Annotated in this window: 13 protein-coding genes; 3 read left to right on the top strand and 10 right to left on the bottom strand. The window is 35.0% G+C overall.

Annotation, left to right across the window (positions count from 1 at the left end; genetic code table 11):
* Positions 1-157 precede the first annotated feature (157 nt).
* The 7 genes from L1S34_RS09905 to L1S34_RS09875 form a co-directional block, all read right to left on the bottom strand.
* Complete coding sequence (locus L1S34_RS09905; RefSeq protein ID WP_236363890.1) at positions 158-1,696, bottom strand: carboxypeptidase regulatory-like domain-containing protein; 1,539 nt, start codon at positions 1,694-1,696, stop codon at positions 158-160.
* On the bottom strand, positions 1,693-3,090 hold the full coding sequence (locus L1S34_RS09900; RefSeq protein ID WP_236363889.1) for a CsgG/HfaB family protein: 1,398 nt from the start codon (positions 3,088-3,090) through the stop codon (positions 1,693-1,695). Before L1S34_RS09900 ends, L1S34_RS09905 begins: the two co-directional genes overlap by 4 nt.
* A 1-nt stretch (position 3,091) precedes the next feature.
* Complete coding sequence (locus L1S34_RS09895) at positions 3,092-3,493, bottom strand: curli production assembly/transport component CsgF (protein ID WP_166136871.1); 402 nt, start codon at positions 3,491-3,493, stop codon at positions 3,092-3,094.
* A gap of 10 nt (positions 3,494-3,503) precedes the next feature.
* A complete protein-coding gene (locus L1S34_RS09890; protein ID WP_236363888.1) occupies positions 3,504-4,226 on the bottom strand; it encodes a curli production assembly/transport protein CsgE in 723 nt (240 codons plus the stop codon).
* A gap of 4 nt (positions 4,227-4,230) precedes the next feature.
* On the bottom strand, positions 4,231-4,725 hold the full coding sequence (locus L1S34_RS09885; RefSeq protein ID WP_236363887.1) for a hypothetical protein: 495 nt from the start codon (positions 4,723-4,725) through the stop codon (positions 4,231-4,233).
* A gap of 63 nt (positions 4,726-4,788) precedes the next feature.
* Entirely contained in the window at positions 4,789-6,015 is a 1,227-nt protein-coding gene (locus tag L1S34_RS09880; protein ID WP_236363886.1) for a hypothetical protein, read from the bottom strand.
* A gap of 472 nt (positions 6,016-6,487) precedes the next feature.
* Positions 6,488-8,677 (bottom strand): glutamine synthetase III family protein, encoded by a 2,190-nt coding sequence (locus L1S34_RS09875; RefSeq protein WP_236363885.1) that lies wholly within the window; start codon positions 8,675-8,677, stop codon positions 6,488-6,490.
* Positions 8,678-8,936: 259 nt separating this feature from the next.
* Between L1S34_RS09875 and L1S34_RS09870 the strand changes: the two genes are divergently transcribed.
* Together L1S34_RS09870 and L1S34_RS09865 are read left to right on the top strand one after the other, a co-directional pair.
* Entirely contained in the window at positions 8,937-9,950 is a 1,014-nt protein-coding gene (locus L1S34_RS09870; RefSeq protein WP_166136859.1) for a glutamine synthetase beta-grasp domain-containing protein, read from the top strand.
* A gap of 155 nt (positions 9,951-10,105) precedes the next feature.
* Positions 10,106-11,050, top strand: coding sequence for a TerC family protein (locus L1S34_RS09865; protein WP_166136856.1), 945 nt, complete (start codon positions 10,106-10,108; stop codon positions 11,048-11,050).
* Positions 11,051-11,104: 54 nt separating this feature from the next.
* Here L1S34_RS09865 and L1S34_RS09860 read toward each other — a convergent pair whose 3' ends face one another.
* On the bottom strand, positions 11,105-11,602 hold the full coding sequence (locus L1S34_RS09860; RefSeq protein ID WP_236363884.1) for a hypothetical protein: 498 nt from the start codon (positions 11,600-11,602) through the stop codon (positions 11,105-11,107).
* Positions 11,603-11,690: 88 nt separating this feature from the next.
* On the opposite strand from L1S34_RS09860, the gene L1S34_RS09855 reads away from it, so the two are divergent.
* Positions 11,691-12,260 (top strand): DUF1543 domain-containing protein, encoded by a 570-nt coding sequence (locus L1S34_RS09855; protein WP_236363883.1) that lies wholly within the window; start codon positions 11,691-11,693, stop codon positions 12,258-12,260.
* A gap of 92 nt (positions 12,261-12,352) precedes the next feature.
* On the opposite strand, the gene L1S34_RS09850 is transcribed toward L1S34_RS09855, so the two are convergent.
* Positions 12,353-13,219: an alpha/beta hydrolase gene (locus L1S34_RS09850; protein ID WP_236363882.1), complete on the bottom strand. Its 867-nt coding sequence runs from the start codon at positions 13,217-13,219 to the stop codon at positions 12,353-12,355.
* Positions 13,220-13,425: 206 nt separating this feature from the next.
* Positions 13,426-16,854, bottom strand: coding sequence for a methylmalonyl-CoA mutase family protein (locus L1S34_RS09845; RefSeq protein ID WP_166136844.1), 3,429 nt, complete (start codon positions 16,852-16,854; stop codon positions 13,426-13,428).
* Positions 16,855-16,982: the final 128 nt, after the last annotated feature.

Below are 16,982 nucleotides of genomic sequence, written 5' to 3'. Positions count from 1 at the left end.
TAATTTCCATTAGTATAAAATAGTAAACTTTTGGATTGTATCTGAACTAAATCGAACCATTTTAAAAAAACCAGAAGCATTCCTTGGCTACTAGAACGAAAAAAGCATCCATTTCTTATAAAAAGGATGCTTTTTTTGAAGTTTAGTATTTATATTTCTATTCCCAATCGGGCATACTTGCATTACCGAATAATATAGTTCGTGAAGCACCCGTATTATTTAGCGCTGGGGTAAACTTGACAATATTTTTTATCGATAGGCCATCATTTGAGGTGTTCATCATAATATATTCAGCTTCGTTTGGTGAGTATCTTACATCAATATCTATAGTACCAGAAGGTTTTTCAGTACTCATTTCTGTAACTGCACCTGAACTTAGCACCGCTTGAAAAACCCTGCTATCTAATTGTCTGTAGGTAGCATCTTCAAATCCGGAGACGTCACGTGTAAATAGCAAACGTTGCCCATTTATAGAAAAATTCAAACTTCCAATCGCTCCATCAAAACCAGACACAACTTGATTTAGAACAGCTCCAGAATTATTTATAACATATACCTCAGCATTATAACCCCCAGCATCATTTACTTTTAGAGCAATTTTGGAACCGTCATTACTCCAATCACATTCGGAGATAAATTTTCCATTTGGAGTTTGATACAATCTTATCAAACCGCTTCCGTCAGCATTAATGCGATACAATTTATCAAAGTAAGGATAGATGATTTGGCTGCCCGAAGTATTCCAGGAGAAAGTGAGGAAATCAGAATTGAATCCCGAAATAGGCACAGAATTAGTCACTTTTAAAACATTTGACCCGTCAAAATCCATCGTGTAAATATGATTTTGCCCACCATTGGATCTAATAAATGCAATTTTCTTACTTTGATTATTTTTTCGGGGACGCCAACTATTTACTGCTGGACTTGTTAATTGTACCAGATTACCAGCATCATCACCAGAGTAAATCACATAATTATTGTTTTCTTTTTTGACAAATGAGAAGCGTGCATTTGGAAAAGCAGTAGTTGTAAAGGCTCTGATTGGACTTAAAACTGCTGGATTAATTCCATCGCTCACCGAAACTTGCCAGTAATATTTAGTACTGTAGGAAAGGTTTTTCAGAAACAAACTATTTTTACTCCCATTTTGATAAGTAACTACCTCTGTACCGTTTTCTTTCCTTAAAGTAATTTCAAACTTTAAACTGTCTTTTTCAACATCTGTAGCAGTCCAAGATAAATTCAATTCTATAGCTTGATTTGTAGCATTGTCTGCAGGCGAAACCAAACTTGGGGTTGTGGGTGGTTTATTATTTGACGTTGATAATTTCAGTTCAAAAACTAAATTTGTTGCTTTATTCGCATTGACAGTGGCTCCCTCAAATTTAGCAATATACCCGTCTTTTTGTGCCTCAAAAGAATAATCGCCAACTTTTACATCATTTATCACAAACTTACCTTGATCATCTGTAAACACGATACTACTACTAGGATTAGAAAACACCTTTACATTAGCAAGTGGCTTGAAATCAACAGCACTTACCACCTTACCTTCAATTGTACCGAACTCTTCGCCTGCAAATTTTTCTTCGGCACAAGAAACAAACAATAAAAGAAAAGCCGCGAAGACTATTTTAAAAATCAACTTTTCAGTCTTTCCATTTGCAGAACTGAAGATATATCCTTTTTTCATCATTTTTTTATGTTTGAAATCCCACCAGATTTTGGGTTTACTTTTTTGTTTGGAAAATAATAATTGAGTCCTAAGCCGAAACGGAAATAGTAATCATCACGAACTCCTCTTTCCAAGTAATCAATTGTATCACTAAAATTGACGTTTTGTTCTGCAAAAACCTTAATACCAACCGTGTTACTAACCAGATATTCTAGTCCTGCTCCATATTGTACCTTTGCATGCACATTTTCAAAAACCTTATTGGCTCCAACACCAAAACCACCATATAAAAAAGGAGTAATTTTATCTTTAGGTAAAAGAATTAGCTCTGCATTACAATCAAAAGTACCATAGCCTACATCAAGTAAACCTTTGTTGGCCAATTTGAAAATTGACACCGATGTACTTAAATTAAAGCTTGGTGTGAAAAAATATTTGAATCCTGCTCTACCCATTGGTCGAAATGTGGGATTATAATAATCTCCATCCATCAAAGTTACTCCTGCAGCGGCTTCAAGACCAAAACGTCCTCTTTTTTCGGTTTTATCTCTTCCATGCAAAAAAGTTACTTCTGCTTCCTCTTTCTCATCAGAATAATTTGCAATATAATTATCCACTATTTCTTTGGATTCCGATGATTTCCAAATTCCCTCTTTTAAACCTTCTAAAACTAATGATTGAACAGCTTTTTCAATAGCTTCTGTAACAGCCATATGTACTGGCTCATTAGTAGTAAAACCTGTTTCAACCTCTAATAATCTTTTAAAATTAACATAACGAAACAAGCTTTGATCAATTGCTTGTGAAAGAATGGTCTTTGAAACGTAAACCGACTTTAAGATTTTACCATTAGCTGTAGAGATCATCCTTAAATAGATACTCACTCGGTCTTGTCTGTACTTAACAGAACCTCCAGCGCCAAAGTAACGTGCCCCAAAACCTCCTGTTAAAATATTAGAATCATACGAAATTATTCCGCCTTCTAATAATACACCTGCATATAACAAAGGTGTAATTTGAACTTCATTTGGATTAGTACTTTTAGAATATTCCTGACGTGTTGAACGAATAAGATTTCGCTCTTGCAATAAATTTCCAATATTTTCTCTTTCAATTGGAACAAACCATTTCGAATCCTCTAATGCCTTAATCAATATTGAGGTTGCACCTTGAGTAACTGCGGTACTAAATGTAGTTCCAGTTTCTGCTTCTTTGTATTGTCCGGTTTGATCTCTAAATTTGTATATGCCAACAACCACTGGTTCTTGAGGTTTGGGTAGATTTTTCAATAATGAAGTGGCTGGCGTGCTCTCTCCTATTACGGCTTTTTGCACTCCAGTGGGTTGATTAAAATAAGCCCCACAACTCGTTAGCATAATGACAAAAGTCATTACTAAATATTTTTTACTTTTCATTCTATTTTTTTGGTATTAAAACAGTAGTTTGCTCCCCTGTATTAGTATCCAAAATAGTTACATTAAGTCCACCTTCTGAAGGATAAATATCTACAGATAAACTTCCGAAGGTGTAAGAACCTTCGGTAAGACCCGAAGTACCAAATTGTTGAGTAAAAAGAGATCTTGTAATTTGATTTAACAATTGAGAATTTAAACTCTCGGTAAACCTCTCAAGTTCCGTTTTTTCAACTCTTTCTTGAGATTTATCTTTAAATTTATTTTGATTTTCAGCAGAGCTCATTAACCACTGATAGTTAAAGGTATCACCGCCAAATGCGGGGTTTCTCGGTTTATAGACCAAACTTTGTGCATAAAAAGAAGTGCTGAATAAGCCAATAAAAAGTAGAAAAATTGGTTTCATGGTTATAAAATTAATATTGAATGAAATATTTGCTTTGTTTTTCTAGTTCTTTAAAAAAATGATAAGTTCCCTCAACCGATTCTTGTGCAACCGATTCTAAATATTCATCATCTGGACGAGCTAGAAACTCATACACTACTGAATTGTCTATACTTATCAAAATTTTTGTATTTCTTGCAAAAGTGAATTCTTCACTTATAACTACAATTTTCTTAGCATTTACTCCAATTTCATTATACTTGTAATAATATCGATCATAAAAATCTTGTCCAATTCGTGTCTTAGTTTCGTTGAGTACAACCCCACGCAACTCAAAACCATCAATAGGTATTTTTATTTCATCTTTTTTTTTTTGCTCACCAAGTACTACTCTATCCTTGCTAATAATTTGTTTTTTTTCATCAAAAAAAACCAACATAACAATTATTTCATCACCACTCTCGATGTTTATTTGAGTAGAAGATAGTTTTTTGAACTCACCTCGATTCAAAGTAACCATACCTTCCTGAGCATTATTTGTTTGATTATTACTAATATTATTTTTTTTTATAACAGTTAGCTTATAGCTCGCGCTTTTTAAAACATCCGAATTATTTTCAGCAGTTCCAGTCAGAATAGTATTTCCTTCAACATATTTAATTTCAATTTTAGCTTTAATCTCATCTTGCACTACTTGACTGTAGCTTGCGTTTAGAAAAATAAAAAAGAATAAAAAAAAGTTAAGTTTAAACATCGCACTATTTTAAATTGACTACTATAACTGTTGAACCATTACCACTTTGCGATATTTTCATGTCTTTTGAAATTGAATTTGTTCCAAAAGAATGAATACTTTGATTGTTCCCTTTTTGAATAAAATCCATGGAAACAGCATTATTAGAATAACCACCCAAATCAAAAATGTTGTTATTATAACCTTCTTGTACTATTCTTTGTTGTACCGAAATAGCTTCTTTTGAGACGGCAATACTATTACCATCACCAAATTGATTAAGGTTAACTTCAGTTAGATTTGCTTTTATATTGGTGTTTACTGAATTAAAATTCCCAATTTGCTGTATATACACTCCATTATTATTACCAATACTGCCATTCTGTTTTTCATATTGATTTGACAATATTAATTTTGTTTCAGCTCTGGTATAATTCTCAGCTAATGCAAACTGTGATTGAGCATAACTATTAAACTGAAAAAGAAAAAATAATCCGGTAAGTACAATAAATTTTTTCATTTTGAGAAAATTTAAAAAAACTGGATGAATTGCACTAAACAATCCATCCAGTTAAGATTATTTTTAGTTAGACTGCAATACTAAAGCAGTATTTGAAGTTCCATTTTGAAAAGTAGCGCTAATATGTCCTGTCCCGCTTTGACCAGTTCCAGAAATATTTCCAGTTCCAATTTGTAACGTTCTTGAGAAATTACCATCACCAAATTGTCCTGTTAAAGATAAATTACTTTTACCATATTGAAAACTTTTGGTATCGTTGGCATTACCTTCTTGCCAGCTATAAGATTCATTTAATTGACCACCTTGACTTGCATAGGCTTTGTTATCATTTCCTAATTGCAATTGAGCAGCTAAATTTGATCCGTGTGGCGCTGCAGGAACTGTAACACCACCTACAGCAGAAATGTTAATTGTTCCAAAATCAGCTGCAGCAGGCAAATCGTTTCCAGTAGTACCTTGATCTATGGCAGCATAATTTCCATTCCCTTGTTGTGCTTGATATGCTTGATCACTTCCTAGTGATCCTGGTTCATCTTGCCAAATTATAGCTTTATTACTATCTCCAACTTGTGTTTGAGCTGCAAAATTATTAAGATTTGATTGAGAAACATAAGCATCATTACCAGTACCTACTTGTAATTGATTTGATGTGTTATTATCACCACTTTGATTTGACAAAGCAACATTATTTAAACCCATCTGATCTTGAACTGCATCATGATTCGTTCCCATTTGATTTACAGTAGCGTTGTTACTACTTCCATCTTGTTTTTGCCATGAAGTATTATCATCGCCAGTTTGGGTAGCAGTTGCAGTATTTCCTGGAGATTGATTTGGACCTGAATTTTGATCTTGTGTCGCTTTATTTCCATTACCCAATTGTGTTACAGTAGCAGTATTGTTGTCAAATCTTTGTGTTTGACTAGAAACATTCATGTCTCCTACTTGAGACGTAGTTGCCACATTGTCTTCTGCATTTCCAACTCCTTGATCGATTTTTGCTTTGTTCTTGTCTCCCAATTGAAAAACTGATCCTAAATTTCGATCCCCTGCTTGTTTAACATCAGATTTGTTTTTCTTTCCATTTTGCATTACTTGAGCATTGTTATTATGCCCTCCATCAATGAAATTAGAACCTAACTGATTAACTTTGGAATCATTTTGATTCCCACTTTGGTTTACAGCTGCATTGTTGCCTGTTCCAACAGAACTAACAGTACTTGAATTGGCTTGAGCAAATCCAATCGCGGACACAAGCATCGCGGAGATGCTTAAAACTACTTTTTTCATAATAAATATATTTAATTGGTTGTTAATACAAGTTATTATGTAGGTTTAAAAAAGTGATTTGGGGAATCCTTCTTCATATTTCACAACAAAAAAAATTAAATCTTTTTTTGTTTTCAACATTTCAAAGGTAGAAAAGACGAATCAAAAAAAGCACGTATAAATACCTGTTTTTCAATTTAGTAATCTATTATTCGATGAAAAGTAAACCTACATCGATGAACTACACTTTGATAAAATAAAATAACACACTATTTTGTACTAAATTATAAAAAGCATTAAATGTTAACTTTTATATTACCAATTTATCATAAATACAAGTAATTATTTGATAATATATACTTAAACATTTCTTAATATAAAATGATCGTTTTATGCCGGATAAGCCTTTAAAAACGGCACATCACCACAAATCATGAATCTAAAAAAAGCTCCTCTAGTAAAAGGAGCTTTCTCGTAAAAAAGTATTCTAAAATTATTTTGTAAATAGCAGTTCACGGTATTTGGTCAGTGTCCAAATTTCATTATCGACCAATAATTCTAATTTATCACAATGATTCCTTATGATTTCAAAGTAAGGCTTTACATTGTTACAATACGCTTCTGCCATTGCTTGGGCATCAGTCAATGTGTTTGCTGCTCGTCTCTCATTTGTCATCTCCTCCACTTTAGAATTGATTCCTTCAATATGCCCTGAAATTTCCTTGATCAAGATAATTTGCTCTTTAGCTATGGTTTCAAATTCTGCTCCAAAAATATCTTTCAATCCTTTCACATTAGTTATTAATGTATTTTGATAACGAATTGCCGTTGGTATGACATGGTTTTTAGAAATATCGCCTAAAACACGTCCTTCAATTTGAATTTTCTTAGTGTATTCTTCTAATTCGATTTCGTAGCGTGCTTCAACTTCAACATGGTTCATGATGTTTAACTCTGAAAACAAGTCGAGAGATTGCTGAGAAATTCTAGCTTTTAAAGCTTCGGGCGTAGTTTTAAAATTACTCAACCCTCGTTTTTTAGCCTCAACTTCCCACTCTTCGCTATAACCATCGCCTTCAAAAAGAACTTTTTTAGATTGCTTGATGTACTCGCGCAACACATTAAAAATCGCATCATCTTTTTTCATGTCTTTTGAATCGATGAGCGCATCAACCTCAACTTTAAAGTCGCGCAACTGCTTGGCAACGATAGCATTTAGGGTAGTCATTGCATTTGAACAATTGGCCATCGAGCCTACTGCTCTAAATTCAAATTTATTTCCCGTAAAAGCAAACGGAGAGGTTCTGTTTCTGTCTGTGTTATCTAAAAGTACGTCTGGAATTTTACCAACTACATTGAGTTTCAATTCTGTTTTTTCCTCTGGTGATAATTTACCTGCGGTAACACCTTCCAACTCGGCCAAAACTTTGGTCAATTGTTCGCCTATAAATACAGAAATTATGGCTGGTGGAGCTTCATTGGCGCCAAGCCTATGATCATTACTTGCTGATGCAATAGCAGCTCTTAGCAAAGATTCGTTATCATTAACGGCTTTTATCGTATTGATGAAAAAGGTTAAAAATTGCAGGTTGCTCATTGGTGTTTTGCTCGGACTCAATAGATTAACTCCTGTGTCAGTAGCCAAAGACCAATTGTTATGTTTACCTGAACCATTTACTCCTTTGAATGGCTTTTCGTGAAACAACACCATTAAATCATGACGTTCAGCGACTTTTTGCATCACATCCATTAACAAACAGTTGTGGTCTACGGCAAGATTAGTTTCTTCAAAAATAGGAGCCAATTCAAATTGATTAGGCGCTACTTCGTTATGTCTGGTTTTAACGGGAATACCGAGTAACATGCATTCTTGCTCCAAATCTCTCATATAAGTAAGAGCTCGCGTTGGAATCGATCCAAAATAATGATCGTCTAGCTGCTGTCCTTTGGCAGATGTGTGACCTAAAAGTGTTCGACCCGTCATAATCAAATCAGGACGCGAATTGGCTAATGCACGGTCAATCAGAAAATATTCTTGTTCCCAGCCTAAAGTAGCGGTTACTTTTTTTACATTTTTATCAAAATATTTACAAACCTCAGTAGCAGCTTCATCCATAACCATAAGCGCACGTAGTAATGGCGTTTTATAATCTAGAGCTTCACCCGTATAAGAAATAAAAACAGTTGGAATACATAAGGTTGTTCCAAAAATAAACGCCGGAGAAGTAGGATCCCAAGCGGTATATCCTCGAGCTTCAAAAGTATTTCGAATTCCGCCATTCGGAAAACTAGAAGCGTCAGGCTCTTGTTGAACCAATTGCGCACCACCAAATTTTTCTACCGGATCACTACCATCAAACGAAGTTTCAAAAAAAGCATCATGTTTTTCAGCAGTTGTTCCTGTCAAAGGCTGAAACCAATGCGTGTAATGTGTCACACCTTTTGAAAGCGCCCATTCTTTCATTCCCATGGCAATATAATCTGCAAGTTTGCGATCAATTTTAGTACCATGTTGCACTGCATTTTGTATTCCTTTTAAAGCATCTGAGGTCAAAAATTGTCTCATGGCTTTGTCATTAAATACATTCGAACCAAAAATGACTGATTTCCTATCCGTCTCTTCAATGTGAATAGGCTTTCTAGTTGCTGCTTCTCTTAAAGCTTGAAAACGTAATGTTGGCATGTTGTTCTTATTTAAATTAGTATTCCTGATTTTGATAAAGGTCAAATATAAGCAATTTCGTTTAAAAATTAAATTCAGCAATTGTAGAATTCTATTTTTAACCCCTATAAAATTACCAATACACAGCTTCACCCCTATCAAAAATTAGCATTTTAAAAAAATAACACATTAAATAATAAAAACAACCCCCTAAATTTTATGGTTAAAAAAATTATTTTACTTTTGTACCATTAATAATCACGAAGTAATTTAAATTGTCATGGCGAAAATAAAATTAGAGTACATTTGGTTAGACGGTTATGAACCAACACAAAATCTTAGAAGTAAAACAAAAGTTGAAGAGCATGAAAACTTTCAAGGAACTTTAGAAGAACTTGGAAATTGGTCTTTTGATGGTTCATCTACTAGACAAGCCGAAGGTGGTTCGTCTGATTGTTTACTAGTTCCAGTAGCAATTTATCCAGATCCTACTCGTATCAATGGTTATTTAGTAATGACAGAGGTTATGAATGCAGATGGAACTCCACATCCTTCAAACGGAAGAGCTACTATTGATGATGATGGTGATTTTTGGTTCGGATTTGAGCAAGAGTACTTTATTATGGATACCAAAACACTTTTACCTCTTGGTTTCCCAATTGGAGGATATCCAGCACCACAAGGAATGTACTATTGTTCAGTAGGTGGAAAAAATACGCACGGAAGAAAATTAGTTGAAGAGCATGCTGATCTTTGTATTGCTGCAGGAATTAATTTTGAAGGAATCAACCAAGAAGTTGCTTGCGGACAATGGGAATTTCAATTATTTGCAAAAGGAGCTAAAAAAGCAGGTGACGAAATTTGGGTGGCGCGCTACTTACTAGATCGTTTGACTGAAAAATACGGCTATTATATTGAATACCACCCAAAACCACTTGGAGATACTGATTGGAATGGTTCTGGTATGCATGCCAACTTCTCTAACGAAGTTTTAAGAACATGTGGGTCTCAAGAAACTTACGAAAAAATTTGTGAAGCTTTCAGACCTGTAACTGCAGAGCACATTGCGGTTTATGGAGCTTACAACGACCAACGTTTAACTGGAAAACACGAAACAGCTTCAATCAACGATTTCTCTTATGGAGTATCTGATAGAGGATGTTCGATCCGTATTCCTTTGATGACTGTTCAAAAAGGTTGGAAAGGATGGCTTGAAGATCGTAGACCAGCTTCAAACGGTGACCCATACAAAATTGCAGCTAGAATTATCAAAACAGTAAACTCTGCTTTATAATTTTGAACACTATATTTTTTTGAATTAAAATGCCTTCACGAGTGAAGGCATTTTTTTTACAACGTTAAAAATTTAGGAATTCAACTTTATCTTGAATACACTTCCTCTTTCAAGATTCTCGAACTATCTTTGTACTACATTTTAAAATAAAACTTATGATTGTTTGGATCTCTTTTTTAGCTGCAGTACTCGTTTTTCTAGCATTAGACTTGGGAGTATTTAATAAAAACCCACATATCATTAGCTCAAAAGAAGCTGGGAAATGGACTGGAATATGGGTCACCTTATCATTCCTTTTCTCTGGTGTTGTTTACTGGCTTTATACTACAAATTACATTGCCAATCCAGATGCACTCAAACCTAGTGCTGCTGCAATAAAATTTATCACAGGCTATTTAATCGAACTTTCGTTAAGTATTGACAACATTTTTGTGATAGCTATTATTTTTGCAGCTTTCAAAATTCCACAAAAATACCAACACCGTGTATTGTTTTGGGGCATACTTGGAGCCATTATTTTTAGAGGTTTAATGATCTTTTTTGGAGTAATGCTGATCAATAAGTTTTCATGGATGACCTACATATTTGGCGCATTCTTGATTTACACCGCAATGAAAATGTTATTTAGCGGCGAGGACGAGCAATTTCAACCCAAGAAATCATTCGTTTACAAGAGTCTTAAAAAAATAATACCTATTTCGAACCATATCGATCAGGAACATTTTTTTGTAAAAAGAAGACACATTACTGCTGCAACCCCACTTTTTGTAGCTCTGGTTGTTATAGAGGTGATGGATGTTGTTTTTGCAATTGATAGCGTACCGGCTATTTTAGCTATTACCAATGATCCTTTTTTAGTTTTTAGTTCAAATATCTTTGCTATTTTAGGATTACGTTCGATGTATTTCTTCCTAGCCAACATGCTAGCTAAATTTAGCTACTTAGAATACAGCTTAATTGCAATATTGAGTTTTGTGGGTGTTAAAATGATTGCACATGATTTTATAAAATTACCTGAATGGGTTTCGTTAGCTTTTATAGCAGTAGCTTTAGGCGTAGGGATAATAGTTTCGCTACAAAAAGCAAAACAATCAGAGTAACAACAAAAAAAGGAAATCGAGAGATTTCCTTTTTTCTTACAACTGTAATTTGAATTACAAATTGATCTTTTTAACATCGGCTTGCGACACCTTTAGAGCAGATAGTACCGTACTCATATTATTTTTATCTATAGTTTTTGCAAACCCATCTGGAATAATTACAATTTTAAAAGTTTGATTTTGCGTCCAATCTGGTGACAAAGTATTCAAATCAAAATTAGCTGTAAGGTAAATATCAACATAAGACCTAGTATAGTCAAAGTTAAAATCTAATTCATCTCCTCCAGAGAAATAATAGGTTTGCGGCATTAATTTCCAAACATCTTGACCATTTACTACGTCATACAAGTGATAAACTAAAACTGTATCCGAAGAATATATTGGTGGATCAAAAACCACTCGTCTTTCGTAATTATTTAATCTGTTAAATGAAGTGTTTACTTCAAATACTTCTGTTCTTGGCGCATCAGTCTCATCATATATTTCTGTAACTTCGCAGCTTTGCAGTGTCATCATCCCGATGAAAACCAACAGTAAGGTAATTTTTTTCATGATTTATAAGTTTTTATTGTTAGTGTTTTAAAGGAGTATTCACGAACTATGCCAAACTTTTTTATTTCAATTAAACCGCTTTAAAAAAATGGATACAAAACTCAAATTATATATGATCATGCTAGGCTGCAAGCCGGATGGACGATTTACGGAACAGCACGATATTTTTTTTGGAATAGGAACTTCACTCAAAGATTTAGTTCCTCAAATGAAAGCTTTTTGGCCTGAATCTAAAGGCAAAATTCATATTGATGCTTGGCGCGAAGTGACTCAAGTAAATAATCACCACATTGAAATTGTGCCACGCGAACATAAAGATGAAAGTAGCACAGAAAAATTATTTTTTCTCAATCTGGGTGGTTACAAAGAAAATGACTTTGAAGAATACCATTACAAGATACTTGCAGTTTCCAAAACCTTAGGATTGGCAACACGAAAATCGAAAACCACCGCCTTTTTTAAACATTGCGGTTTTAAAGGTGCGGAATCACATATTGACGAAAAATATGGTGTTGATGTAGATGATCGTTATCGAGTAGATGATATGCTTCCTGCAGCAACAAAATTACTTTACGGTTTGAAAATAACAAAATCAGAAACTGTTATCGAAGATGATCAGTTACATATTGGTTATGTGAAAATTAGTGGTTTAAAGTAATACTTTTATAAACTTTCTTTTACTTGACTCCACAAAAAAGGTCTTTCAGTTATTTCTGAAAGACCTTTTTTATAGAACTAAATCACACTAATTTACGGAACCAAAACTCCATTACTTTTTAAAACTCCTTGAAAAAACAACAAATGAGTTGGTAAAGCACTTTCCCAATATTCCCAAGTATGTGCTCCAGGGCGTTCGATATATTCGTGAGGTACTTTAGCATAGACCAATCTGCGGTGCAGTTCCCTATTTGTTTCTATCAAAAAGTCATCTACCCCGCAATCAATTATGGTTGGTAGTTTATTAGTTTTGATTTTATCAACCATATTCATCACCGCATTGGCAGCATAAACTTCTTGAGGAGCACCATTTGGCCCAAATACAGGCTCTAACAATTTGGTCACACGCTCTTTACTCTCAGGCGTAACAATACTACCCATATCAAGAGCACCGCTCATACTACCCACAGCAATATACAATTCAGGATGTCTTGTTGAAAGATACATAGCGCCGTGTCCTCCCATTGACAATCCTGAAATCACCCGACCTTTTTTATCAGCTACCGTTCTGTAGGTTTGATCTATTTTTTGAACTACTTCTTTGGTGATATAGGTTTCAAATTGACTTCCTTTATTAACTGGACTATCTAAGTAAAAACTAAAAGTTTCTCCTTCAGGCATAACGATGATAATGTTATACTTGTCGGCTAGATTATGCACTAGCATTTTATCTGGAGTTTTAGATAGCCAATCATTAAAATGTCCATAGGCACCGTGTAGCAAATACAAAACTGGGTAATTACTTTTGCTTTTTGCGTACGAATTAGGTAAAACTACAGCAGCCTTGTAGGTTTTACTCATGGCAACACTCGGAATTTGCAATGTATCTACTTTCGCGGCATACATATTCATTGTTCCTACTAACAAGAAGAATACCAGTAATAATTGAGATTTTTTCATAGTTATAAAGTTTAATGTGTAAATATAACACATTACTTTTATTTGATTTAGAAATTCACAAAACAAACAAAGGCCTTTCTGTGAAGAAAGACCTTTGGATTAGTATTAAAATTAAGCTTGACTTAAATTTTATTTGATAAGATCCCGCTCAAAAGCGGGATAAGCGATTCACACACTTTTTTGCTTCGCAAAAAGTGGTTCTCTGCTTACATATTTCTGCGGTACTGTCCGCCTACTTCAAACAAAGCTGCTGTAATTTGCCCAAGTGAACATACTTTAGTTGCTTCCATCAAATGTTCAAATAAATTTTGGTTTTTAATGGCAGCTTCTTGAATACTGTTCAATTGTTCATTTACTTTATCTTGATTGGATTGGTGAAGATTATTCAACATATCAATTTGATATTGTTTTTCTTCTTCAGTAGCACGAATTACTTCGGCAGGTATTACAGTCGGAGAACCTTTTGAACTCAAGAACGTATTTACTCCCACAATTGGGAATTCACCTGTATGTTTCAGGGTTTCGTAATACAAACTTTCTTCTTGAATTTTACTGCGTTGGTACATTGTTTCCATAGCACCAAGAACGCCTCCACGCTCTGTAATTCGGTCAAATTCTAACAATACTGCAGCCTCAACAAGATCAGTCAATTCTTCAATTATAAAAGCACCTTGAATAGGGTTTTCGTTTTTGGCTAAACCTAATTCTTTATTGATGATTAATTGAATAGCCATCGCACGACGCACTGATTCTTCTGTAGGTGTAGTAATCGCTTCGTCATACGCATTGGTATGCAATGAGTTACAATTATCATAAATCGCATACAAAGCTTGCAAGGTAGTACGAATGTCGTTGAAATCAATTTCTTGTGCGTGCAATGAACGTCCTGAAGTTTGAATGTGGTATTTCAACATTTGTGCTCTCTCGTTCGCTCCGTATTTGTTTTTCATGGCTTTCGCCCAAATTTTACGCGCTACACGACCAATAACTGCATATTCTGGATCGACACCATTCGAAAAGAAAAACGATAAGTTTGGTCCGAAATCATTAATATTCATTCCGCGACTCAAGTAGTATTCTACGTAAGTGAATCCGTTAGACAAGGTAAATGCCAATTGCGTAATTGGATTTGCCCCAGCCTCAGCGATGTGATATCCTGAAATTGAAACCGAGTAAAAATTACGAACGTTTTTGGCAATAAAATATTCTTGAACATCACCCATTAATCGGAGTGCAAATTCAGTAGAGAAGATACAAGTGTTTTGTGCTTGATCTTCTTTTAAAATATCTGCTTGAACAGTTCCACGAACTTGTGATAAAGTTCTTGCTTTAATTTCGTTATACACATTTTGTGGTAAAACCTGATCACCAGTAACACCTAAAAGCATTAATCCCAAACCATCATTACCAACTGGCAATTCGCCTTGATATTTCGGTCTTGCTACACCTTTTTCTTTGTAAATCGCTTCAATTTTAGCAGTAACCTCAGCTTCTAAATCATTGGCTTTGATGTACAATTCACACTGCTGATCAATAGCTGCATTCATAAAAAACCCAAGCAACATAGGTGCTGGTCCGTTAATGGTCATACTTACTGATGTCATCGCATGAACCAAATCAAAACCAGAATATAATTTTTTAGCATCGTCAAGACAACAGATCGATACTCCTGCATTTCCAATTTTTCCGTAAATATCAGGACGCACATGAGGATCATTACCGTACAATGTCACACTATCAAAAGCAGTAGACAAACGTTTTGCAGGTAATCCCGCACTCACATAATGAAAACGCTTGTTGGTTCTTTCAGGTCCACCTTCTCCGGCAAACATACGCGATGGATCTTCGCCTTCACGTTTAAAAGGATACAATCCGGCAGCGAAAGGGAATTCACCTGGTACATTTTCTTGCAACGACCAACGCAAAATATCACCCCAAGCTTGGTACTTTGGCAAAGCAATTTTTGGTATTTGCGTGTGCGATAACGACTCTGTATGCGTAGCCATTTTAATTTCGCGGTCACGCACCTTAAAGGTATAAACGGGATTTTTGTATTTATCTACTTTCTCTTTCCATGTTAAAATGATTTCCCAGTTGTAAGGGTCTAAATTCATTTTTACACGATCAAATTCTTTCAATAACAACTGTAAAAACAATTGCGATTCTGGCTGACTGCTAAGAATAAATGAGTCGTCAATTCCGGCTTTGTTTAAAACTAAAGTCGTATTCGAAACTGACTCTACCGTTTTGTAAATACCGTATAATTTTTGAGCAACCTCTACTTGAGTAAGAGCAGTTTCGTCATATTTTCGGTTATTTTCGGCAATTTCAGAAAGGTAACGCGTACGATGTGGCGGAATTACGAAAATTTTCTCACTCATTTCGCGCGTAATCTGGAAGGTCGATTTTAAGTCTGAATTTGTTTTTTCGTCTACTTTGTCCATGATGGCTTTGTAGAGCGTATTCATTCCTGGATCATTAAATTGCGAAGCAATGGTTCCAAAAACTGGTAGCGAATCTAAATCAGCATCCCACAAATTATGGTTGCGCTGGTATTGTTTTTTAACATCGCGTAAGGCATCAAGTGAACCTCGTTTGTCAAATTTATTGATGGCTACTAAATCAGCAAAATCAAGCATGTCGATTTTTTCTAATTGTGTAGCTGCACCAAATTCTGGTGTCATCACATATAAGGACACATCAGAGTGGTCCATGATTTCAGTATCAGATTGGCCGATTCCTGAAGTTTCTAAAATAATAATATCGTAGTTGGCTGCTTTGATTACTTGAATGGCATCGGCAACGTATTTTGACAAAGCCAAATTAGATTGACGTGTAGCCAAAGAGCGCATGTAAACACGAGGATTGTTTATAGCGTTCATACGAATACGATCGCCTAAAAGTGCGCCACCTGTTTTTCTTTTAGATGGGTCAACAGAAATTAAACCGATTGTTTTTTCTGGAAAATCAATCAAGAAACGACGAACCAATTCATCAACCAAAGATGATTTACCAGCACCACCTGTACCAGTGATTCCTAAAACGGGAGTTGTGCTATTTGCGTTTTTTTCTTGAATTGCTTCTAAAGTTTTAGCAGCAACTTCAGGGAAATTTTCAGCTGCAGAAATGATACGCGCTAATGCTGTTGGATTTTTAGACTCCAATTGCTCCAACTCATTAGTTAATTGATTGCCTGTTGGAAAATCAGCTTTTTGAACCAAATCGTTAATCATTCCTTGTAATCCCATAGCACGCCCATCATCCGGTGCATAAATACGAGTAATTCCGTACGCTTGTAATTCTGCAATTTCAGAAGGCAGGATTACACCGCCACCACCACCAAATATTTTGATTTGACCCGCTCCTTTTTCTTGAAGTAAGTCATACATGTATTTAAAATACTCATTGTGACCACCTTGATAAGAGGTAATAGCAATAGCATTTGCATCTTCTTGAATGGCAGTATTCACAACCTCTTCGACGCTACGATCGTGACCTAGGTGAATCACTTCGACACCGGTAGATTGGATAATTCGGCGCATGATATTGATTGCTGCATCATGGCCATCAAAAAGAGCTGCTGCCGTTACAATTCTTACTTTATTGTTAGGGATATATGGTATTTGTTGTTCCATTTTATGAATATGATAATTTAAGCCTGCAATTTACAATTTTATTTTAAAAAACTATTTGAAGTTGGATGATGTTATTCACAATCGAAGTAAAAAATAGCTATTCTAGCCCCGATTGCAGCGGCATCCCT

Origin of the sequence: Flavobacterium sp. K77 (genome assembly GCF_021608205.1) — a bacterium.
Classification (GTDB): Bacteria; Bacteroidota; Bacteroidia; order Flavobacteriales; family Flavobacteriaceae; genus Flavobacterium; species Flavobacterium turcicum.
The sequence above is the reverse complement of the archived record's forward strand: the minus strand, read 5'-3'. Positions and strand labels throughout refer to the sequence as shown.